We start from the raw sequence: 20,454 nt of genomic DNA on the forward strand, positions 1-20,454 counted from the left end.
CATTCTCGCAAGCGTCCCGTCCGGGGTCCCTCTCAGCCGTCGATCACATGGTGGCGGGACGACTCGATCGCCGGGGGATCGTCGAAGCGGCCGTCCCAGCGGCTCGGTTCGTCCTTGCGGCGCGGCGGCCGGTCGTTGGCGATGAGGACGGCGATCCACGGCAGCGGGATCGACACCCCGATGATCGCCATCGAGATCCAGGGATTGGCCCATATGCCGTACGCGATCGCCGCCAGCAGCAGGGCGGGGATGCGGACCGACATGATGGTGAGGTACTTGCGAACCCGTGCTCGGTGCTGATCCTCGAGCGACGTCTCCGCCGCGGTGATCAGAACCGGGTTGTCGGGCGATCCGTTCTCGGGGGATCCGCCGAAACCGTGAGTTCTCGCCATGTCTTCCACCTTCCCACGCCGGGCCGTCGCACGCACATACGCATCCGGCCCTTCCGTGCGGCATCATGGACACGTGAGCACGGATATCAAGGAACGGCCGGATACCACCACCGACGAAACGACCGACGACGACACCCCGAAGTTCTTCCACTACGTGAAGAAGAACAAGATCGCCGAGAGTGCGGTCATGGGTACCCATGTGGTCGCGCTGTGCGGTGAGGTCTTTCCGGTGACCCGGTCGCCGAAGCCCGGCTCGCCGGTGTGCCCCGAATGCAAGAAAGTCTACGACGGCTTGCGCAAGGGCGACTGAGACACCTGGTGGAACACCCCGTCGTCCGCCGCGGCGTCGGGTGATTCTTGCGGAAGCGTCTCCACCGGCGGAAGTTCGGTCTCGGCCGGGGGAACTTCGGATCCCCCGGCCTTGTCGTCGTGCCGGGCCTTCTCGTCGCACGAGGCAGTGGCGTCGTGCTCGTCGCACGAGGCAGTGTCGTCGTGCAGAGACGTGTCGTTGTGGGTCGCCGTATCCGACTCGGTCGGCTTCCCGTCGATCGGCCACGACTCGGGTTGGCGATCCCCGGGCCGGATCAGGTCGGACAGCCGAATCGTCGTGGAGCCCGTCAACCGGCGCGTGAGGTTCGTCACCGGCCCGCTGTCGGGCGACGGATCTCGTGCCGACTGCTCGGCGAGCCAGATCCGCCACTGCTCCAGGCGTGTGGCGCGTGCCGGCCAGAACTCCTGCACCGTGGCGTTGAACTCGGCTCCGAGGACCACGGCGAAACCCAGGAAGAACGTGAACAGCAGGAACGCGATCGGGGCGGCGAGCGCGCCGTAGGTGTAGCCCGTTGCCGCGACCCACGTCAGGTACCACCGCAGGATCACGCTCGACGCGAGGAAGAACACCCCGGCCAGGACCGCGCCGCCGAGCAGTCGGTGCCACGGCAGCGACCTGGGCAGCGCCACCTTGTACAGGGTCGTCAGACCGATCAGCAGGAGCAGGCCCACCGCGGGGAAGTAGAAGGTGTCGATGATCCGTGAGCCGACGTCGAACCAGGCGTCGGGCAGCAGCCGGCCGATCAGTGTGGGCCCGAGCGCGACGAGCGGCATCGTGAACACCGCCAGGATCAGGAAGACCACGTAGAGGAGCAGGCCGAAGATCCGCTGCCACACCGGGTGGCGATGGTCCTGCTGGTGGTGCGCTTCGACGATCGAATCCACGAACGTCGAGATCGCCGACGATCCTGCCCACAGCGACAACACGAAGCCCAACGACATCACGTCGGCGCGGCCCCGCCGGAGGACGTCCTCGACGGTGGGTTCGATGATCTGGTCGACCACGCTGTCGCTGAAGACCGAGCGGAGGAAGGTGACGGTCTTCGACGTGATGATCTCCACCGTGTCGGGACCGAACCAGCCTCCGACGTAACCGAGGCTGCCGAGCAGACCGAGCACCAAGGGCGGCAGCGAGAGGGTCTGCCAGAAGGCCGCCGTCGCCGCCTTGCTGAAGATCGAGTGGTCCCAGGCCGACGACAGGGTGTGCGTGACGACCTCCCAGCCCTTCCCGACCGCGCGGCGAACGCGGCCGGAGGATGCCTGTGCGGGGGACCGTGGTGTGTCGTTCATCTACTTCCAGAATTCCTGAAGACACGCTCGCGTGCGCGCACAGGCAGGTGAGGGCCTCTCGAATTCTGCCACGCAGTCCTCGGAGAACCCGCCGACGCCGCGGCTTCGGCGGGTTCGCGGGCTCCGAGACGATAGGCTGCATGACGGTCGGCGCCCGGACGAGTGCGGTGGCACCGACCCGAGCGAAGCGGACAAGGAGCACGAGAAACCGGTGAGCACCGAAACCGTCGGACAAGCTACGACCTCCGCCCCTGTGGCCCAGCTGCGTGCCTGGCAGCGCCGCGCCCTCACCAAGTACCTCGCGACGAAGCCGCGTGACTTCCTCGCCGTCGCGACCCCCGGCGCCGGTAAGACGACCTTCGCCCTCCGGGTGGCGTCGGAGCTGCTGCGCGACCGGACGGTCGACCAGATCACGGTGGTCGCCCCCACCGAGCACCTCAAGCACCAGTGGGCGGGTGCTGCGGCCCGCATCGGTATCGCGCTCGACTCGAACTTCACGAACTCCACCGGGCAGACGTCGAGCGACTACCAGGGCGTCGTGGTCACCTACGCGCAGGTCGCCTCGCATCCGTTCAAGCACCGCGTGCGTACGGAGGCGCGTCGCACCCTGGTGATCCTCGACGAGATCCACCACGGTGGCGACGCGAAGAGCTGGGGTGAGGGCATCCTCGAGGCGTTCGGGGACGCGACCCGCCGTCTGGCGCTGACCGGTACACCCTTCCGCAGCGACGACAGTGCGATCCCGTTCGTGAGCTACGAGCCGAACGAGGACGGTCTGCTGCAGTCCAAGGCCGATCACGCCTACGGCTACGCCGACGCGCTCGCCGACGGCGTCGTGCGCCCCGTCGTGTTCCTCGCGTACTCGGGCGAGGCGCGCTGGCGCACGAGTGCGGGGGAGGAGTTCACCGCGCGGCTGGGGGAACCTCTCAGTGCCGAGCAGACGGCCCGTGCGTGGCGGACGGCCCTCGATCCCCAGGGCGACTGGATTCCCGCGGTGCTGGGGGCGGCGAACACCCGTCTGCAGCAGCTGCGTGCCGGCGGCATGCCGGACGCCGGTGGACTCGTCATCGCCACCGACCAGACCACCGCGCGTGCGTACGCGAAGATCCTCGAGTCGATCACCGGCGAGATGCCGACCGTGGTGCTCTCGGACGATCCCACTGCTTCCGAGCGCATCTCGCAGTTCAGCGAGGGCAACCAGAGGTGGATGGTCGCCGTACGCATGGTGTCCGAGGGCGTCGACGTCCCGCGACTCGCGGTGGGTGTGTACGCGACCAGCGCCTCGACCCCGTTGTTCTTCGCACAGGCGATCGGCCGCTTCGTGCGGTCGCGGCGCAAGGGGGAGACCGCCAGTGTCTTCCTGCCGTCCGTGCCGGTGCTGCTCGAGCTCGCCAGCCAGCTCGAGGCCCAGCGCGACCACATCCTCGGCAAGCCGCACCGGGTCAAGGAAGGCTTCGACGACGAGCTGCTCGCCGACGCGAACCGGCGCAAGGACGAACCCGGCGAGGACGAGAAGGCCTACCACTCGCTCGGAGCGGACGCCGAACTCGATCAGGTCATCTACGACGGATCCTCGTTCGGCACCGCGACATTCGCCGGTTCCGACGAGGAGGCCGACTATCTGGGACTCCCGGGTCTGCTGGACGCGGAACAGATGCGGGCACTGCTGCGTCAGCGTCAGGAACAGCAGCTGAACAAGCCCAAGGCCGCACCGGCACCCACTCCGCCGCCCCAGGTGACCGAGCGGGTCGAGACCGCCGACACCCTCGCCCAGCTCCGCCGCGAACTCAATTCGCTCGTCGCGGTCGTGCACCACCGGACCAGGAAGCCGCACGGGGTGATCCACGGCGAACTGCGTCGCCAGTGCGGTGGTCCGCCGACGGCGATGGCGACCGCCGAGCAACTGCGCGACCGGATCACGATCCTGCGCAGCTGGTGACGACGAGAACGGGCGACCACCTCGAGGTGGTCGCCCGTTCGGTCGGGTCTCGGAACCGTGGTTCCGGACGGCGGATCACACGGTGGCGTCGGACTCGCTCACGATCGTCGCTCCGAGTTCACGGAGGCGGTCGGTGTGCTCGTTCGCGTGGTGCCCGCAGAACAACAGTTCTCCGCCGGTCGGAAGGACGGCGCGGACACGAGCGGCGGCATTGCACCGATCGCAGCGATCTGCAGCGGTCAACTTCGGGCTGGTCAACGTACCGGGCATGACTCCTCCAAACTGGCCACCGCTCATATCGGGTGCCGGGGTCTGGTCCGCCGCACCGGCCGGCGCGGTGGATCTACTCTGACAGACGATTCGTATTCACGTGTTGTTCCCCTGGATGCCCAATGGTGGCGTGTTTCACGCATCGAACAGCGAAAACGCTGCGACATGGCCGTTTTCCGCACAGTGTGTTCGCTCACAGCGCAGAGCTCCAGGGGGCCGGGAACGCCCCGGAGAGGCCGTCCGACGCACAATGACGCCATGACCGAGACCCTGCTGCACATCATCTCCCGCGACGAGTGGGACCACTTCCGACCCCTCGGGGCGGTCGCACCGGAGTCCCTCGGGACCCAGGGTTTCGTCCACCTCTCCACGCCGCACCAGGTGCACCTGCCCGCCGACCGCTTGTACTCCGGCCGTACGGATCTGCTCCTGTTGCATGTCGATCCGACGCGTCTCGTCGACCCGCTCCGTTTCGAACCCGGCGTGCCGGGGGACCCGGAGTCCATGCGCTTCCCCCACCTCTACGGGCCGCTGCCCGTCGATGCCGTGGTGGAGGTGATGCCCTACCTGCCGGGACCGGACGGCCGGTTCGCACCCCTCGACCGGGAGCAGGCGGACGTCGTCGGTCCGGAGGACTAGTCTTTCGGCCATGATCGTCGACGTGACGCCGCTACCCGGGATCGGTGTACGCAAGGACTTCGAACTCGCCTCCGGACGCCGCATCGGGGTGATCACCCATCGGGACGGTCACAGCGACCTCATCATCTCGAAGGCGGGCGACCCCGACGCGTGTGCCGCCTCCCTGCCTCTCACCGTCGAGGAGGCAGCGACGCTCAGCAATCTCCTCGGTGCCCCACAGCTCGTCGCCCAATTGCGTGAGGACCACCGCGACCTGCCCGGAATCCTCACTCGCCAGCTCCACATCCACGAGGATTCGCGGTTCGACGGAGCGGTACTGGGCGACACGGCGCTGCGCACGCGCACCGGCGTGTCGGTCGTGGCCGTGATGCGTGCCGGTCAGGTCATGCCGTCCCCGACACCCGACTTCGTCCTCACGGGTGGGGACATCCTGGTGGCGGTCGGCACAGCGGACGGTCTCGACGCTGCCGCCAGGATCCTGCGCAACGGCTGATCCCGCGGAATGAACACCACGACACTCGCACTCATCGAACTGGGTGCGGTGTTCTTCGGACTCGGCGTCCTCGGCCGGCTCGCGGCGCGGATCGGCATGTCGCCGATCCCGTTCTATCTGATCGGCGGCCTGTGCTTCGGCAACGGTGGCTTCATCCAACTCGGCGACATCGGGGCGTTCAGTCACCTCGCCAGCGAGATCGGCGTGGTCCTGCTGCTGTTGCTGCTCGGGCTCGAGTACACCGCGAACGAGTTGATCAGCGGCCTGAGACGCTCCCGGATGGGAGGCCTGCTCGACCTTGCTCTGAATGCGGTGCCCGGAGCCGCCGTCGCGTTGATCCTGGGGCTCGGTCCCATCGGCGCCTTCGTGCTCGCGGGCGTGACCTACATCTCGTCGTCCGGGATCGTGGCGAAGGTTCTCGCCGATCTGGGACGCCTCGGCAATCGTGAGACACCGGTCGTCCTGTCGATTCTCGTCTTCGAGGATCTCGCGATGGCCGTCTACCTCCCGATCCTCACCGCGATCCTGGCGGGCGTGAGCCTGCTCGGCGGCCTCGAAGCCGTCGCGATCTCGCTCGGTCTCGTCACCGTGGTGCTGGTCCTGGTGGTGCGGTACGGACGCTACGTCTCGGTCGTGCTCGACAGCCCCGACCGGGAAACGCTGTTGCTCAAGCTGCTCGGCGCAGCGCTGCTGGTGGCGGGGATCGCGTCGGCCCTGCAGGTGTCGGCGGCCGTGGGAGCCTTCCTACTGGGCATCGCCATCTCCGGTTCGACGGCACACAACGCGGTCCGGGTCCTCGAACCGCTCCGCGACCTGTTCGCCGCCATCTTCTTCGTCTTCTTCGGACTGAACACCGATCCGACGGCTATACCGCCGGTGCTCGGCTGGGCGGTCCTGCTGGCCGTGCTGACCGCGCTGACGAAGCTCGTCACCGGATGGATCGCGGCGGCCCATCACGGTATCGCCGTGATGGGCCGGGCCCGCGCCGGCGCGGCGCTCATCGCCCGAGGAGAGTTCTCCATCGTGATCGCCGGTCTGGCCGTCGCCTCCGGCCACGTCGACAGCCGCCTCGCGGCTCTCGCCTCGGCATACGTGATGATCACCGCGGTGCTCGGTCCGGTGGCCGCGCGTGTCGTCGAACCGGTCATGCGGTTCGCATCCACACGGCTCCCCGGACGCGAGGGGCGCCAGCGCCTTCCCGGAGACGAGCCGGAACTCCTCTAGCGGGCCTGTGGCCCGGAACGCAGAACGAGGGCCACCCGATCGGATGGCCCTCGTTCCGTGCGATTGTTCTGCGTGACGGAGATCAGTCGAGGTAGTCGCGCAGCACCTGCGACCGCGACGGGTGGCGCAGCTTCGACATGGTCTTCGACTCGATCTGGCGGATGCGCTCGCGCGTCACGCCGTAGACCTGACCGATCTCGTCGAGGGTGCGCGGCTGGCCGTCGGTGAGGCCGAAGCGCAGACGCACGACGCCCGCTTCGCGCTCGGACAGGGTCTCGAGCACCGACTGCAGCTGATCCTGCAGCAGGGTGAAGGAGACGGCGTCGACGGCCACGACGGCCTCGGAGTCCTCGATGAAGTCGCCGAGCTGGCTGTCGCCCTCGTCGCCGATCGTCTGGTCGAGGGAGATGGGCTCACGCGCGTACTGCTGGATCTCCAGCACCTTCTCCGGCGTGATGTCCATTTCCTTGGCGAGCTCCTCGGGTGTGGGCTCGCGGCCCAGATCCTGGAGCAGCTCGCGCTGGATACGACCGAGCTTGTTGATGACCTCGACCATGTGCACCGGGATACGGATGGTGCGGGCCTGGTCGGCCATGGCGCGGGTGATGGCCTGACGGATCCACCAGGTGGCGTAGGTGGAGAACTTGTAACCCTTGGTGTAGTCGAACTTCTCGACCGCGCGGATCAGACCGAGGTTGCCTTCCTGGATGAGGTCCAGGAACGCCATGCCGCGGCCGGTGTAGCGCTTGGCGAGCGAGACGACGAGGCGGAGGTTCGCCTCGAGCAGGTGGTTCTTGGCCCGGTTGCCGTCGCGGCAGATCCAGTTCAGATCGCGGCGCTGGGCGACGGGGAGCTTCTCGCCCTTCTCCGCCAGCTGCTGCAGCATGTGGGTCGCGTACAGACCTGCCTCGATGCGCTTGGCGAGCTCGACCTCCTCCTCGGCGTTGAGGAGGGCGACCTTGCCGATCTGCTTGAGGTAGGCGCGCACGGAGTCGGCCGACGCGGTGAGCTCGGCGTCCTTGCGTGCCTGACGCAGCGCCTCGGACTCCTCCTCGTCCCAGACGAAGTCGCCCGAGGCCTTGTCCTTCTCGCTGGGCTCGTCGTCGTCGACCACGACATCCTCGGCGCCGGCGAGATCACCCTCCGAGACCTCGAGGTCTGCGAGGTCCGCTTCCTCGGTGGCGTCGAAGTCCTCGTCGCCCGAACCTGCAGCCTTCGTGGCTTTCTTTGCTGCCTTCTTCGCGGTGGTCTTCTTGGCTGCCTTCTTCGCAGGAGCCTTCTTGGCGGCTGCCTTCTTCGCGGGGGCCTTCTTCGCAGCGGTCTTCTTCGCCGGCGGCTTGGCACCGGGAGCGGTGCCCTCCGCGGAGTCCGCAGCGCCTGCGACGCTCGAAGCGTCCGCAACGGGTGCCGATTCGTTGGCGGAATCAGCGGTGTGGATGTCGGTGGCTGCCACGTACGCCCTTTCGTGACGAGGTAGTGCGGCGTCGCGCCAGAGTGATTCCGGCGGAGAGGTCTGTCGGGATGGGGGCCGGTTCCGGCCTGCTGGGGACCATTGTAACGATCCCTCGGGCAGCCGATGCGCCGGACTCAGGGAGTGACACCTGTTTTCGCGGCATATGCAGCCCCTACGATTCCCGCCGCGTTGCGCAGTTCGGCGGGGACCACCGGGGTGCGGTTGGTCAGGAGTGGGACCCACTTCTCGTGCTTGCGGCTGATACCGCCGCCCACGATGAACAGGTCGGGCCAGAGCAGGGCCTCGAAGCGGGTGAGGACGCGGGAGACCTCCTTCGCCCACTGCTTGTACGACAGGTCGTTGCGTTCCTTGACCGACGAAGCGGCGCGGTGCTCGGCCTCCTTGCCGTCGACCTCCATGTGTCCGAACTCGGTGTTGGGCAGCAGTACACCGTTGTGCAGCACGGCCGAACCGATCCCGGTGCCGAAGGTCAGCAGGATCACCACGCCGTCGGTGTCCTTGGCGGCACCGAAGCGGTCCTCGGCGATCCCCGCGGCATCCGCGTCGTTGAGCACCGAGACGTCCCGGTCGCCGAGCACCCGCGAGAAGAGGGATCCGGCGTCGGTGCCGATCCACGACTTGTCGATGTTGGCGGCGGTGCGGGCGACGCCTCCGGTGACCACGCTCGGCAGTGTCACGCCGACGGGGCCCGTCCAGCCGGCCTGCTCGACGATCTGCGCCACCGTCTTCGCCACGGCCTCCGGAGTGGACGGTTGCGGAGTGAGGATCTTGATCCGGTCGCCTACCAGACGGCCCGTGTCGAGATCCACCACGGCACCCTTGACGCCACTGCCCCCGATGTCGACTCCGAACCCGTGGTTGACGGCAGTCGATCGGTCCGTGGGGACGTCCTGTGCCATTGCGTACTTCCTCTCGCTGGGTGGGGCCGTCTGCTCCGCTCGTGTGGAAACGATAATGCCCGTGTGACCGGTGCGGCACACACTGGCGAAACGCTCGGCGCTGTGTTCGGATCGGTTCGTGCATACACAGAGAACGCTCTCCGCATCCGAGTTGTCCGGCTTGAGGGACGTCGCCGTGACCGTCGCGCGGGAGGCCGCAGCCTACGTACGAGGACGTAGGGCCACGTTGTTCGGCCCTCCGGGATCGGGCGAGATCACCCGTGTCGGGACGAAGTCGACAGTGACCGATCCCGTCACAGTGGCCGACACCGAGAGCGAAGAGCTCATCCGGCGCCGACTTGCCGTGCTGCGGCCCGGGGATGCCTTCCTGGGGGAGGAGACCGGAGGCGACGCTGGAACGTCGACTGCGAGAGGCGTCGTCTGGGTGGTCGATCCCATCGACGGCACCGTCAACTTCGTCTACGGACTCCCGGCGTCGGCGGTGTCGGTGGCTGCGCAGGTCGACGGACGCTCGGTGGCCGGCGCAGTCGTCGCCATCGCATCGGGGGAGACGTTCTCGGCGGCAGAAGGTCTCGGTGCCCATCTCGAAACGAATGGCACGCGGGTCCCGTTGCGCTGTAATCCGATAACGGATCTGCAGCTGGCGCTCGTGGCCACCGGGTTCTCGTACTCCTCGGAACGGCGTGCACGGCAGGGAGAACTGGTGGCGGCGCTGCTACCGCGGGTGCGCGACATCCGGCGGGTCGGAGCGGCCGCCCTGGACCTGTGCATGGTCGCGGCCGGCAGGGTCGACGCCCACTACGAACACGGACTCGGTCCCTGGGACTGGGCGGCGGGTGCGCTCGTCGCCGCGGAAGCCGGTGCCGTGGTACGTGTCCCGAACGGCACCGGGGACGACGGCGAGCTCACGGTCGCGGCCGCGCCGGGGATCGCCGCCGATTTCGAAACTCTGCTCGCCGAAATCGGAGCGCTCGACCCAATTCCGAATTGACCGATTCGTCACATCACGAATTGCCGTTCGTCACCTTTTATCGCAGTAGTGACGAAAAACAGGATGCACGGTCTGTGAAAAGAGATTCAGCACCGGGCATTGCGTGCGGCCGTGAGCAGATCGAGGTCGAGCGGAGCCGTCTGCTCGCCCACCGGGACCTCGCGTAGCGCTCGCAGGACCTCCTCGGCATCCGCCCCGGGGGAGATGTCCCGGAAGTAGGTCCCCAGCGCGAGATCGACCGTGTCGTCCTCGCGTGTGTCCTGCACCAACTCGGCGCACGGGGCGAGCAACCACACCGAGGACGCAGCCGCGCGTCCGGCCTCGCCGAAGCGGATCTGCCCCTGGCACTGCATGTTCTGGTCGACGTAGACCGGATCGTTGCCGGCCTGCACGTCGGGCGGGCTCGAGAAACCGTAATCGCTCAACTGGGCGGCCACGTGCGTGGCCTGGCCGCGTTCGCCGTTGGCGTTGTAGACCCGGACCCGGGTGGCCGCCAGGGGAGCGGGTTCGACCTCGAGCAGCGTCGATCGGTCCACGACCTCGCCGAGCGGCGCCGGTTGCGGGCCTTCGGGATCGGTGGCCTCGGTCGGGGGAGCGTTGCATGCCACGGTGGTCGTGACGGGCTCGGACGAGGTGAACACGGAGGTCCACACGACGATGGTGGCGGCGGCGAGGACGGCACCCGCGACGGCGGCCGGGACCACCCGGCGCCGACGGAACGGGCGGCCGCGATCATCGTTTGCGCTTCCTTCGGTGATCAGGGAAACCACGCGGCCCTGCCTCTCGTGTCATGCCGGGTTCGTCGCACTCACTGTAGAGGTCGTGGACGTGGTCGGTGGAACCGCCGACCCGAGGAAATGTCACGAGTCGTTGTGTTGTTGATGACGATTGCCCGACAATTTCCGGCGGTTCCACGCATCGATTGCATATTCGTGCGTGAGGTCGGCTATTGTTCGGCGGCCGAACCGTCCAAGAAGGGGCGGTGCGGCGCGAAAACAGAGTGAATTCGGGTATGCCACAGCAGTGACACGCCCGTCGGGAACTCCAACGGACGGCCGTGCGTTGCCCTGGCCGGGAGCACCGTCCGTGTCCCGGCCGGCTACCGGTACGAGTACTAGAAGGTAAGAGGAAATGGCGACTGACTACGACGCACCCCGGCGGACCGACAGCGACGATGTGTCGGAGGATTCACTCGAGGAACTGAAGGCCCGGCGCAACGAGGCCCAGTCCGCGGTGGTGGACGTCGACGAATCGGACACCGCCGAGTCCTTCGAGCTGCCCGGGGCGGATCTGTCCGGCGAAGAGCTGTCGGTGCGTGTCGTCCCGAAGCAGGCCGACGAGTTCACCTGCTCGAGCTGTTTCCTGGTGCATCACCGGAGCAGACTCGCAAGCGAGGAGAACGGTGTCATGATCTGCCGGGACTGCGCAGCGTGATGAGGACATAGGTGCGGAACGAGGCCGGGTGACGACGGTGCGCCGTGGTCACCCGCGTCTCCCTCGTGCGTGCCCCGGCGCCGCGGCAGCCTCCGCTGTTCCCGGCATCCGGGCCCTGTCGTATCCGGGCCCTGTCGTATCCGGGGCCGATTCCCGTTCGAGCAGCCCTACTTGCGGGTCGGATCGTCCTTGCGGCCCGACTCGTCGCAACCCAGCGCCGCGAGCAGTTCGGCAGGCCGCCGCGTGCTCACCAGCCAGTAGGGCGTCGGATCTTCCGGGTCGTCGAGCACGACGAGCGCCATGGTCCGCACCCAGGGGCGGTGCTGGACGAACGCCGCCGGATCGAGCTGGCGTCCCATCGCGGCACTCTTGGCCGACGCCGGCACCACCACACCCCGCGAGATCACGTCGACGGGCAGATGTGCGCGACCGACGACGAGTTCGCCGCCGACCACCTCGACCCGACTGCGTGAGAGCCAGGTGAGCACCCAGATCGGCACCGGGAGCAGAAGGACGTAGGGCAGCCACGCGTACATCCCCGGCGCGCCCATGTGCAGCTCGGCCGCGAGCAGAGCGGCCACACCGAGCCCGATCGGCCACCACCACCACGGTACCCACATCCGCTCCGAGAAGGTCGGAGCGTCGGCCGTCGGAGGAGTAGTCGGTGAGGTGCGCGAGGAACGGGACACACCGTAAGGATAGTCGGCTCGGTGGAGCGGCCCGGCACGCGAGTAGTCTCGGACGACGTGACCGATCTTCCCCCGATACCGCTGCGCCGGCTCGATCCGGAGCTCCCCGTGCCCACTCGTGCCCACCCCGGTGACGCCGGTGTGGACCTGTGCACGTCGGTCGACGTGACTCTCGGCCCGGGGGAGCGGGCGCTCGTCGGCACCGGCATCGCCGTCGCGCTGCCCGTGGGCACGGTCGGCCTGATCCACCCCCGTTCGGGCCTCGCCGCCAAGTTCGGCCTGTCCGTCGTGAACACTCCCGGGACGGTCGACGCGGGCTACCGTGGAGAGATCAAGGTGTGCCTGATCAACCACGACACCGAGCGCGCCGTCGAACTCCGCCGGGGCGACCGCATCGCGCAGCTGCTCGTCCAGCGTGTCGAACTCGTCGACTTCGTCGAAGTGGACGAGCTCGACGACACGGCGCGGGGCAGCGGCGGATACGGATCGAGCGGCGGGCACGCCGGCCTCGTGAAGGAGGGTTCCTGACATGTTCGGACGACGCCGCAAGGACCGCGGGTCGAACGTCGAGGCGGCCGACGCCGCACCCGCCGGCGACCTCGGCGCGTACGACGAGCCCTCCGACGAGGAGTACGACGAGTACGCCACCGGAAGTGCGGCCGATTCCGGCCCGTACGACATCGACGAGGTCGACGAGGAGACGGTGACGGCCTCCCGTCTCGACCTCGGATCCGTGCTCGTTCCGCTCCCGGCCGGTGGCCAGATCCAGGTCGAGATGGCACCGAACGGCACGCCGCAGAACGTCCACCTCGTGACCCAGTTCGGGCGCATCACGGTCTCCGCGTACGCGGCACCGAAGTCGCCGGGACAGTGGCGCGAGGTCGCCGCGGAGCTCGCGGAGACGCTGCGCAACGACAAGGCCGAGGTCAGCATCGAATCGGGGCCGTGGGGCCGCGAGCTGCACGGCAGGACCGCGAACGCGGATCTCCGGTTCATCGGTGTCGACGGCTTCCGCTGGATGATCCGCTGTGTCGTCGCAGCGCCCGCGGGGAACGCCGGAGCCGACTCCGAACTCGTCGGGATCGCGCGGTCGGTGATCTCCGGCACCGTCGTCCGCCGCGGATCCGAGCCCCATCCGGTCCGTACGCCGCTGCCGATCGTGCTGCCCGAGGCACTCACCCGCCAGCTCGTCGCGGCCCAGCAGCAGCAACAGCAGGCCGCTGCCGCGCAGCAGCAACAACAGGCCGCCGCCGCGCAGCAGCAACAACAGGCCGCGCCCCAGCAGGGCACGGATCCGGCGCAACCCGCTCCGCGGACGGCCCCGCCGGCACAGCCCACCCAGCAGACGCAGCAGGTTCCGCCCACTCAGCAGACGCCGCCGCGTCGGGGCGAATCCGGTTCGGCGATGCAGCAACTCGGCTTCTGACACCGAGACCGATCATCGGTTCGGGACGGGGACGATCCTGTCGAGCGCGGTGAGGCACAGCCTCCCGAGCACGGAGGGATCGTCCCCGACCTGTTCGAGTGTCACCGTCGCGAGTTCCGCGCGAGGGATCTCCCGCGCCCATTGCCGCCCCACCTCGAGCGGATGGACCGCGTCGTCCACCGCGGCGGCGATGCCGACCGGCACGGCCACGGACCGCAGTTCGTCGACGTCGAGTGCCCGATAGCGCGCGGCCTCGTCCAGTGCGGCCGGGAGATCGGGCCATTGGGCGCTCCACGAACGCCTCAGTTCCCGCGCGAGCCAGGACGGGCTCGACGCCGTCATCGCAGCGGTGACCGCATCGATCCCGTGGGTCCGTAGCTCGGAGGCCGTCCACCGCGCACTCGCGGCGGCCGGCGCCTCCCGCGGATCGCCGGTCCATGCAGGTAGGGCAGCGAGGACGCCGACGGCCCGGCCCGGATTGTCGAACGCCCACCTCACCGCGACGGCCGCTCCGATCGACACCCCTCCCACGAGGATCGGTCCGTTCCCGGCCGCGTCGTCGAGCGCGGCGAGATAGCTGGCCACCACACCGCGCGGATCCGGATCGACGGCGATCGGGGTGATGCCCCGCCGTCGGAGTTCGGCGCCGAACGCCTTCTCGGCGAAGCATGCGTCCGAACCCGTGCCGGGAAGCACGACCGCGGTGCCGACGGTCGGGGGGACCGGGGATTCGCTGTGGGACATGCGGACGATCCTGCACCATCGGCCCCCGGAGACTGCGCTCACCTGCCCGCACAGCAGGACGGAGGGCGGCTGCACGCGCGTGTGCACCGTGCAACTTGTATCCGGCGAGAATGCGTCTACAGTGGCGGTCGAAGAAGAGTCCGGTGGCACGAGATCCGTGCCCCTTCCGTACAGGAGCGTGTTATGGCTTCCCCGGCCGGCTACCTGCGTCGGCTCACACGGCGGCTCACCGAGGACATCGAAGAACTCGATGCCGAGGAGATGGCCGAATCCTCGCACTCCACGGGCGCTCTACCCGTCGTCGAATGCGCCCGCGGTCAGGAAGTGACCATGTACGGACGTCTTCGCAGTGTCGAGTCGTGTTCGCGTGCTGCTGCCGCCGTCGTCGAAGCGGAGTTCTTCGACGGGACCGACTCGATCCAGCTCGTGTGGATCGGCCGTCGGCGCATCCCGGGAATCGAGCCCGGGCGTACGTTGACGGTGCGCGGTCGTGTCGGCGAACGCGACGGACGCAAGGTGATCTACAACCCCTACTACGAGCTGCGCGAGCCCGCCTGATCGGTGCACCTCGGGGGCGACAACCCGGTGCATGCGGGGTCGTGGCCCTGTGCCGGATGTGGCAGGCTCGTAGGAGTGAGCGACACCAACCAGCAGACGATGCTCGAACAACTCGGTGGTATCAGCGGGTTGATCTATTCGACGCTGCCGGTCCTGGTGTTCGTTCCCGTCAACAGTCTCTGGGGCCTCACCGTCGCCATCTGGTCCGCGCTGGGCGTCGCTCTCGCGGTGCTCGTGTGGCGTTTGATCCAGCGCACCCCGATCCAGCCCGCGATCTCGGGCTTCTTCGGAGTCGCGCTGTGTGCCTTCATCGCTCATCGCACCGGCGATGCGAAGGGATACTTCCTCTTCGGGATCTACGCGAGCCTGGTCTACGGGGGCGCCTTCCTGTTGTCCGTGCTCGTCCGCAGACCGCTCGTGGGCGTGATCTGGGGAATGCTCAACGGCCAGGGATCGCGGTGGCGCTCGCATCACACCGCGGTGCGCGCGTACGACGTCGCGACCCTCGCATGGACCCTGGTCTTCCTCGGACGCTATCTCGTGCAGAACCACCTCTACGACGAGGACCGCACCGGCTGGCTCGCGGTGGCCCGGATCGGCATGGGCTGGCCGCTGACCGCGCTGGCCCTGCTCGTGACCCTCTGGGCGGTCCGGCGTGCCGACCGCATCGTCGAACCCCCGCCCGCGGAGACGGTCGACGACGCATCGGTCGACGCCGCACCGACCGATGATCCGGCGGCGGACGACGCGCTGTCGAACAAGTCCCGTGACGAGCACGGCGCGCGCGACGAGCACCGACTCCCCGGCCAGCACCGGCTCCGCGACTAGTCGGCACAGCCTCCGCGACCAGTCGGCACAGCCTCCGCGACTAGCGGTTCACCGCCTGCCGGAGATCGTCCTCGACGTCCTCCGCCGTGACGAACAGCAGTTCGTCCCCGCCTTCGAGCGGGTCGTCCGGCTGCGGGACGATCACCCGCCCTCCGCGCAGGACCGCCACCAGGGCCGTATCGCGCGGCAGTTCCAGTTTCCGGACCGGTTTCCCGGCGAGGGCGGTGGTGTCGCGCAGGGTGACCTCCACCAGATTCGCGCCCTTGCGCAGCGTCATCAGCCGCACCAGATCGCCCACGGTGACGGCCTCTTCGACCAGCGCCGCAAGCATGCGCGGGGTGGAGACCGCGACATCCACACCCCACGATTCGTCGAACAGCCACTCGTTGCGCGGATCGTTGACGCGGGCCACGACCCGCGGGACACCGAACTCGGTGGTCGCGAGCAGGCTGAGGACCAGGTTGGCCTTGTCGTCACCCGTCGCCGCGATCACGACGTCGTACTGTTCGAGTCCGGTGGATTCGAGCGAGCTGAGTTCGCAGGCGTCGGCGTGGACCCATGTCGCGTCCGGCACGGACTCGGGTTCGACGTGGTCGAGCTTGCGTTCGATGAGCATCACCTCGTGGGCGTTGCGCAGCAGCTCCCGCGCTATCGAGCGCCCCACCGCGCCGGCGCCGGCGATCGCCACCTTCATGTGGGCTTCCTCTCGGGTGGACGGGTCAGTTCTCGTCGACCGGCGGGTTCTCGGCGTGCGTGATCGCCTCCGAGACCGAACCCGACACGGCCGCGATGTAGACGGAGTCGTCGGCCTGCAGCACCGTCCTGCGGTCGGGCAGCAGTCCGGTGCCGAACCGGATCAGGAACGCGACACGCGAACCCGTGGCCTCCTCGAGTTCGGTGACGCGTCGTCCGACCCACCCCTCGTGCACGTTCACCTCGGCGATGGCGACGGATCCGGTGGGATCGCGCCAACGGGCGGTCTCGCTGTCGTGCGTGAGCGCATGCAGGAAACGGTCGGTGGTCCACGGCACCGTCGCCACGGTGGGGATGCCGAGCCGCTCGTATGCCGCGGCCCGCTTGGCGTCGTAGATCCTCGCGACGACGCGCTCGACGCCGAAGGTCTCCCGGGCCACGCGCGTCGAGATGATGTTCGAGTTGTCGCCGGACGAGACCGCCGCGAAGGCATCGGCTCGTTCGATGCCGGCGGAGATCAGGACGTCGCGGTCGAAGCCCATGCCGAGCACCGTGTGCCCGGGGAAGTCCGGGCCGAGCCGTCCGAACGCGCTCTCGTCGCGGTCGATGACCGCGACCTCGTGACCGAGCCGGACGAGAGCGGTGGCCACCGCCGAACCGACCCGACCGCACCCCATCACCACCACGTACACCCGTGGACTCCGTTCCGGTCGATCTTTCCGAGACGGACCGCAGCGGACCGCCGATCCGAACGGTACCGCGTGACGATCTTCGAGAGGTCGTGACCCGGCCGAGGGGTACTTCGGGGCCGGAACCGCATAGGCTTTGCGCGTGTCCAAGCTTTCCACCGCGGCGAAGCGGCTCGTGCTGGGTCGCCCTTTCCGCAGCGACACTCTCGGGCACGAGTTGCTGCCCAAGCGCACCGCACTGCCGGTCTTCGCCTCCGACGCGCTGTCGTCGGTCGCCTACGCACCCGAGGAGATCTTCCTCGTCCTGTCCGTCGCGGGGCTGTCCGCCTACGCCTTCTCCCCGTGGATCGGTCTCGCGGTCGCCTTCGTGCTCGTGATCGTGATCGCCGGTTACCGCCAGACCGTGCGCGCCTACCCGTCCGGCGGCGGCGACTACGAGGTCGCCACGAAGAATCTCGGCCCCACGGCAGGATTGACCGTGGGCAGTGCGCTGCTCGTCGACTACGTCCTGACGGTCGCGGTGTCGCTGTCGTCCGCGGCGGCGACGGTCGGATCGGCCGTCCCGTTCGTCGCCCGGCACAAGGTGCTCTTCGTCGTCGTCGCGATCGCGTTGCTGACCGCGGTGAACCTGCGCGGACTCCGGCGCGCCGGCCGGGCCTTCGCCGTGCTCACCTACACCTTCGTGGGCTGCATGCTGGTGATGCTCGGGGCCGGGCTGTTCCGGATCTTCGTCCTGGGCGACGACCTGCGTGCGGAGTCGGCGGACTTCGAACTCGTCGCCGAGCAGACCGATCTGACCGCGCTCGCCTTCGTCCTCCTGCTCGCACGCGCCTTCTCGTCCGGTTGCGCGGCGCTGACGGGTGTCGAGGCGATCAGCACGGGCGTGCCGGCCTTCAAGAAGCCGAAGGCACGCAACGCTGCAACGACCCTGCTGGTGCTCGGCGGTGTCGCCGTCACGCTGTTCCTGGGGGTGGTCTTCCTCGCCGAGCGACTCGGCGTGGTGGTGGCCGAGCATCCCGACACCCAGCTGCGCGGTGCACCCGAGGGTTACGAGCAGAAGACGCTGCTCTCCCAGTTGGCGCACACCGTCTTCGAGGGGGTGCCGGCAGCATTCGTCCTGATCACGATCGTCACCGCCGTGATCCTCGTGCTCGCCGCCAACACGGCCTTCAACGGATTCCCGGTGCTCGGTTCGGTTCTCGCGCAGAACCGCTACCTGCCGCGCCAGTTCCACACCCGCGGCGACCGGCTCGCCTTCAGCAACGGCATCCTCTTCCTCGCCGGGATCGCGATCGTCTTCGTGTGGGTCTTCGAGGCCGAGGTCACCCGGTTGATCCAGCTGTACATCGTGGGTGTGTTCGTCGCGTTCAGCCTGGGACAGGCCGGCATGGTGCGTCATTGGACGCGGGAACTGGGCACCGAGACGGATCCGGCGGCCCGGGGCCGCATGACGCGGTCGCGGTGGATCAACGGTGTCGGATGCGTCTCCACGTCGGTGGTGCTGCTGGTCGTGCTGACGGGCAAGTTCGCCGCCGGTGCGTGGATCGCGGTGGTGACCATGGTCGTCGCGTTCGGGCTCATGAAGGCGATCCGGCACCACTACGACACGGTCGCCGCGGAACTCGAGAGGGCGGACTGGGACGGCGTGCTGCCCAGCCGCACCCATTCGATCGTGCTCGTCTCGACCCTGCACCTGCCCACGATGCGCGCCCTCGCCTATGCGCGGGCGACACGCCCCGACACGCTCGAGGCGATCACCGTGAACGTCGACGACGAGAGCACCCGGCGTCTCGTCCTCGAGTGGGAGAAGAGCGATCTGACCGTGCCGTTGAAGGTCGTCGAGTCGCCCTACCGGGAGATCACGCGGCCCGTCCTCGACTATGTCCGCCGGGTGCGGCGTGATTCTCCCCGCGACGTCGTGACCGTCTTCATCCCCGAGTACGTGGTGGGGCACTGGTGGGAGCAATTGCTCCACAACCAGAGCGCCCTGCGGCTCAAGAGCCGGCTCCTCTTCCAGCCGGGGGTGATGGTGACGAGTGTGCCCTGGCAGCTGCGCTCGTCCGCGGACGCCGGCGCCGTGGGGCGGGCCACCCCGAACGGGCAGGATCGACAGTTCGACAACGAGGAGGAACCGCGGTGAATCGTCAGGCACACCCGCGCACGGATTGGTCCGGCCGGAGGATCGAGGTGATCCTCGGCAATCCCGCCCACGGCGGTGCGTGTGTCGCGCGGTTCGAGGGACGCGTCGTGTTCGTGCGGCACGGACTGCCGGGGGAGCGGGTCTTCGCTCGCGTCACCGAGGATCGGGGCGGGTCGTTCTGTTTCGCCGACGTGGAGGACGTGCTCGAGGCGTCCGAGGACCGCCTCGAGCGGGTCTGCCCGATCTCCGGTCCGGGGGGAGCGGGTTGCTGCGATCTCTCGCACATGACCGTCGAGGCTCAACGCCGTTTCACGGGCGCCGTGGTGGCCGAACAACTGCGTCGGCTCGGTGGGGTGGACCGGGAGGTGACCGTCGAGGAGGTGCCGGGCGGTGCGTCCAACGGCACCCTGTGGCGCACCCGGGTCCGGCTCGCGGTGGACGTGGTGGGGAACCCCGGTTACCGCCGGTATCGCAGCAACGAGGTCGTCCCGGAACTCGCGTGCCCGCAGATCGATCCGCACGCCTACGTCGGTCTCGCCGATCGTGTGTGGCAGCCGGGAGCGGAGCTGCAGGTCGTGCTCGACGCGGACGGCAGGCGGCACGTGGTGGAGATCGCACCTCCGGTCCTCTCGGGGGGTGCCCGGCGGCAGGGCCGGCGCGGCGCGGCGTCGCGACGGGCGGCGGTGAACGCGCCTCGTCCGGAGAAGGTGATCGAAGGCCCGGGACGCGTGGTCGAGCGGGTCGGCGAGCGCGAGTGGCGGTTGGTTCCGACCGGTTTCTGGCAGGCCCATCGCGGCGCTGCGTCGACCTATTCGGCTGCGGTGGCCGACTGGGCGCGGGCCTCGGAGGGTGCGACGGCATGGGATCTGTACGGCGGAGTGGGGGTCTTCGCGGCCGTGCTCGCCGAGCAGGTCGGTCCGTCCGGCCGGGTGGTGTCGGTCGAGTCGTCGAAGACCGCGGTCGACGATGGGATCGAGGCGCTCGCCGACCTCGATCAGGTGTCCTTCCTTCACGGACGTGTGGAGCGGATCATCCCCGATCTCCCGGCTCCCGAGGTGGTCGTCCTCGATCCGCCGCGCGCGGGGGCGGGCAAGGACGTGGTGGCCGCCGTGGCCGCGGCGGGACCTCGCCGGATCGTCCACGTCGGCTGTGATCCCGCGTCCTTCGGTCGGGACGTGGGTCTGTACCGGGACCACGGATTCGAGTTGACGGACGTCCGGGCCTTCGCGGCGTTCCCCTCCACCCATCACGTGGAATGCATCGGTCTGTTCACCCGTTGAACAGGGTTCCCGCCGCACCGCTCGGAAGAGGT

23 protein-coding genes are annotated in these 20,454 nt (G+C 68.6%); 13 read left to right on the forward strand and 10 right to left on the reverse strand.

What is annotated here, in order from left to right; all coding sequences use genetic code 11:
- Positions 1 to 32 precede the first annotated feature (32 nt).
- Positions 33 to 392: a DUF3099 domain-containing protein gene (locus AC0LPE_RS10015; protein ID WP_160875975.1), complete on the reverse strand. Its 360-nt coding sequence runs from the start codon at positions 390 to 392 to the stop codon at positions 33 to 35.
- A gap of 73 nt (positions 393 to 465) precedes the next feature.
- Here AC0LPE_RS10015 and AC0LPE_RS10020 point away from each other — a divergent pair, with 73 nt between their 5' ends.
- Complete coding sequence (locus tag AC0LPE_RS10020; protein ID WP_006551335.1) at positions 466 to 702, forward strand: DUF3039 domain-containing protein; 237 nt, start codon at positions 466 to 468, stop codon at positions 700 to 702.
- Here AC0LPE_RS10020 and AC0LPE_RS10025 read toward each other — a convergent pair.
- The gene (locus tag AC0LPE_RS10025; RefSeq protein ID WP_490606117.1) at positions 675 to 2,012 is read right to left on the reverse strand and encodes a YihY/virulence factor BrkB family protein; all 1,338 of its coding nucleotides are present in this window, start codon (positions 2,010 to 2,012) and stop codon (positions 675 to 677) included. The genes AC0LPE_RS10020 and AC0LPE_RS10025 overlap by 28 nt on opposite strands.
- 211 nt (positions 2,013 to 2,223) lie before the next feature.
- Here AC0LPE_RS10025 and AC0LPE_RS10030 point away from each other — a divergent pair, with 211 nt between their 5' ends.
- Complete coding sequence (locus tag AC0LPE_RS10030) at positions 2,224 to 3,951, forward strand: DEAD/DEAH box helicase (protein ID WP_490606118.1); 1,728 nt, start codon at positions 2,224 to 2,226, stop codon at positions 3,949 to 3,951.
- A gap of 75 nt (positions 3,952 to 4,026) precedes the next feature.
- Here the strand turns inward: AC0LPE_RS10030 and AC0LPE_RS10035 are convergent, their stop codons facing one another.
- On the reverse strand, positions 4,027 to 4,221 hold the full coding sequence (locus AC0LPE_RS10035; RefSeq protein WP_006551338.1) for a DUF7455 domain-containing protein: 195 nt from the start codon (positions 4,219 to 4,221) through the stop codon (positions 4,027 to 4,029).
- A gap of 258 nt (positions 4,222 to 4,479) precedes the next feature.
- Between AC0LPE_RS10035 and AC0LPE_RS10040 the strand changes: the two genes are divergently transcribed.
- From AC0LPE_RS10040 to AC0LPE_RS10050, 3 genes are read left to right on the forward strand one after another with little or no spacing between them, the layout of a single operon-like run.
- Complete coding sequence (locus AC0LPE_RS10040) at positions 4,480 to 4,860, forward strand: DUF952 domain-containing protein (RefSeq protein ID WP_088898198.1); 381 nt, start codon at positions 4,480 to 4,482, stop codon at positions 4,858 to 4,860.
- 10 nt (positions 4,861 to 4,870) lie between these two features.
- Positions 4,871 to 5,353, forward strand: coding sequence for a cation:proton antiporter regulatory subunit (locus AC0LPE_RS10045; protein ID WP_088898197.1), 483 nt, complete (start codon positions 4,871 to 4,873; stop codon positions 5,351 to 5,353).
- Positions 5,354 to 5,362: 9 nt separating this feature from the next.
- Positions 5,363 to 6,577, forward strand: coding sequence for a cation:proton antiporter (locus AC0LPE_RS10050; RefSeq protein WP_490606119.1), 1,215 nt, complete (start codon positions 5,363 to 5,365; stop codon positions 6,575 to 6,577).
- 82 nt (positions 6,578 to 6,659) lie between these two features.
- Here AC0LPE_RS10050 and AC0LPE_RS10055 read toward each other — a convergent pair whose 3' ends face one another.
- Positions 6,660 to 8,030 carry an RNA polymerase sigma factor gene (locus AC0LPE_RS10055; RefSeq protein ID WP_016692739.1) on the reverse strand — a complete coding sequence of 457 codons (1,371 nt, stop codon included), beginning with the start codon at positions 8,028 to 8,030 and terminating at the stop codon, positions 6,660 to 6,662.
- Between the two features lie 134 nt (positions 8,031 to 8,164).
- Positions 8,165 to 8,950, reverse strand: coding sequence for a polyphosphate--glucose phosphotransferase (gene ppgK, locus AC0LPE_RS10060; RefSeq protein WP_088898196.1), 786 nt, complete (start codon positions 8,948 to 8,950; stop codon positions 8,165 to 8,167).
- Between the two features lie 100 nt (positions 8,951 to 9,050).
- Here ppgK and AC0LPE_RS10065 point away from each other — a divergent pair, with 100 nt between their 5' ends.
- Positions 9,051 to 9,941 (forward strand): inositol monophosphatase family protein, encoded by an 891-nt coding sequence (locus tag AC0LPE_RS10065; protein ID WP_160876032.1) that lies wholly within the window; start codon positions 9,051 to 9,053, stop codon positions 9,939 to 9,941.
- Positions 9,942 to 10,027: 86 nt separating this feature from the next.
- Here AC0LPE_RS10065 and cei read toward each other — a convergent pair whose 3' ends face one another.
- Positions 10,028 to 10,711, reverse strand: coding sequence for an envelope integrity protein Cei (gene cei, locus AC0LPE_RS10070; RefSeq protein WP_160875979.1), 684 nt, complete (start codon positions 10,709 to 10,711; stop codon positions 10,028 to 10,030).
- 361 nt (positions 10,712 to 11,072) lie between these two features.
- On the opposite strand from cei, the gene AC0LPE_RS10075 reads away from it, so the two are divergent.
- On the forward strand, positions 11,073 to 11,375 hold the full coding sequence (locus tag AC0LPE_RS10075) for a DUF4193 domain-containing protein (protein ID WP_006551346.1): 303 nt from the start codon (positions 11,073 to 11,075) through the stop codon (positions 11,373 to 11,375).
- A 167-nt stretch (positions 11,376 to 11,542) separates the two neighbouring features.
- Here the strand turns inward: AC0LPE_RS10075 and AC0LPE_RS10080 are convergent, their stop codons facing one another.
- Positions 11,543 to 11,995, reverse strand: coding sequence for a DUF3093 domain-containing protein (locus AC0LPE_RS10080; RefSeq protein WP_060650904.1), 453 nt, complete (start codon positions 11,993 to 11,995; stop codon positions 11,543 to 11,545).
- 126 nt (positions 11,996 to 12,121) lie between these two features.
- Between AC0LPE_RS10080 and dut the strand changes: the two genes are divergently transcribed.
- Positions 12,122 to 12,592, forward strand: coding sequence for a dUTP diphosphatase (gene dut / locus AC0LPE_RS10085; RefSeq protein ID WP_016694466.1), 471 nt, complete (start codon positions 12,122 to 12,124; stop codon positions 12,590 to 12,592).
- A 1-nt stretch (position 12,593) separates the two neighbouring features.
- Positions 12,594 to 13,490 carry a DUF3710 domain-containing protein gene (locus AC0LPE_RS10090; protein ID WP_490606120.1) on the forward strand — a complete coding sequence of 299 codons (897 nt, stop codon included), beginning with the start codon at positions 12,594 to 12,596 and terminating at the stop codon, positions 13,488 to 13,490.
- A 12-nt stretch (positions 13,491 to 13,502) separates the two neighbouring features.
- Here AC0LPE_RS10090 and AC0LPE_RS10095 read toward each other — a convergent pair whose 3' ends face one another.
- Positions 13,503 to 14,234: an alpha/beta hydrolase gene (locus AC0LPE_RS10095; RefSeq protein WP_216359305.1), complete on the reverse strand. Its 732-nt coding sequence runs from the start codon at positions 14,232 to 14,234 to the stop codon at positions 13,503 to 13,505.
- 183 nt (positions 14,235 to 14,417) lie between these two features.
- Here AC0LPE_RS10095 and AC0LPE_RS10100 point away from each other — a divergent pair, with 183 nt between their 5' ends.
- Together AC0LPE_RS10100 and AC0LPE_RS10105 are read left to right on the forward strand one after the other, a co-directional pair.
- Positions 14,418 to 14,792 (forward strand): OB-fold nucleic acid binding domain-containing protein, encoded by a 375-nt coding sequence (locus tag AC0LPE_RS10100; RefSeq protein ID WP_016694463.1) that lies wholly within the window; start codon positions 14,418 to 14,420, stop codon positions 14,790 to 14,792.
- Between the two features lie 75 nt (positions 14,793 to 14,867).
- Positions 14,868 to 15,620, forward strand: a complete 753-nt coding sequence (locus AC0LPE_RS10105; protein ID WP_229567972.1) for a DUF3159 domain-containing protein — start codon at positions 14,868 to 14,870, stop codon at positions 15,618 to 15,620.
- Between the two features lie 40 nt (positions 15,621 to 15,660).
- Here AC0LPE_RS10105 and AC0LPE_RS10110 read toward each other — a convergent pair whose 3' ends face one another.
- Positions 15,661 to 16,314 (reverse strand): potassium channel family protein, encoded by a 654-nt coding sequence (locus AC0LPE_RS10110; protein WP_490606121.1) that lies wholly within the window; start codon positions 16,312 to 16,314, stop codon positions 15,661 to 15,663.
- 25 nt (positions 16,315 to 16,339) lie between these two features.
- Entirely contained in the window at positions 16,340 to 17,005 is a 666-nt protein-coding gene (locus tag AC0LPE_RS10115) for a potassium channel family protein (protein WP_016694460.1), read from the reverse strand.
- Positions 17,006 to 17,144: 139 nt separating this feature from the next.
- On the opposite strand from AC0LPE_RS10115, the gene AC0LPE_RS10120 reads away from it, so the two are divergent.
- Together AC0LPE_RS10120 and AC0LPE_RS10125 are read left to right on the forward strand one after the other, a co-directional pair.
- A complete protein-coding gene (locus AC0LPE_RS10120; RefSeq protein WP_229567973.1) occupies positions 17,145 to 19,142 on the forward strand; it encodes an APC family permease in 1,998 nt (665 codons plus the stop codon).
- Positions 19,139 to 20,422 (forward strand): class I SAM-dependent RNA methyltransferase, encoded by a 1,284-nt coding sequence (locus AC0LPE_RS10125; protein ID WP_160875989.1) that lies wholly within the window; start codon positions 19,139 to 19,141, stop codon positions 20,420 to 20,422. The genes AC0LPE_RS10120 and AC0LPE_RS10125 overlap by 4 nt, the downstream gene beginning before the upstream one ends.
- The last annotated feature ends 32 nt before the right edge of the window (positions 20,423 to 20,454 follow it).

This window comes from Rhodococcus sp. S3 (assembly GCF_058211795.1).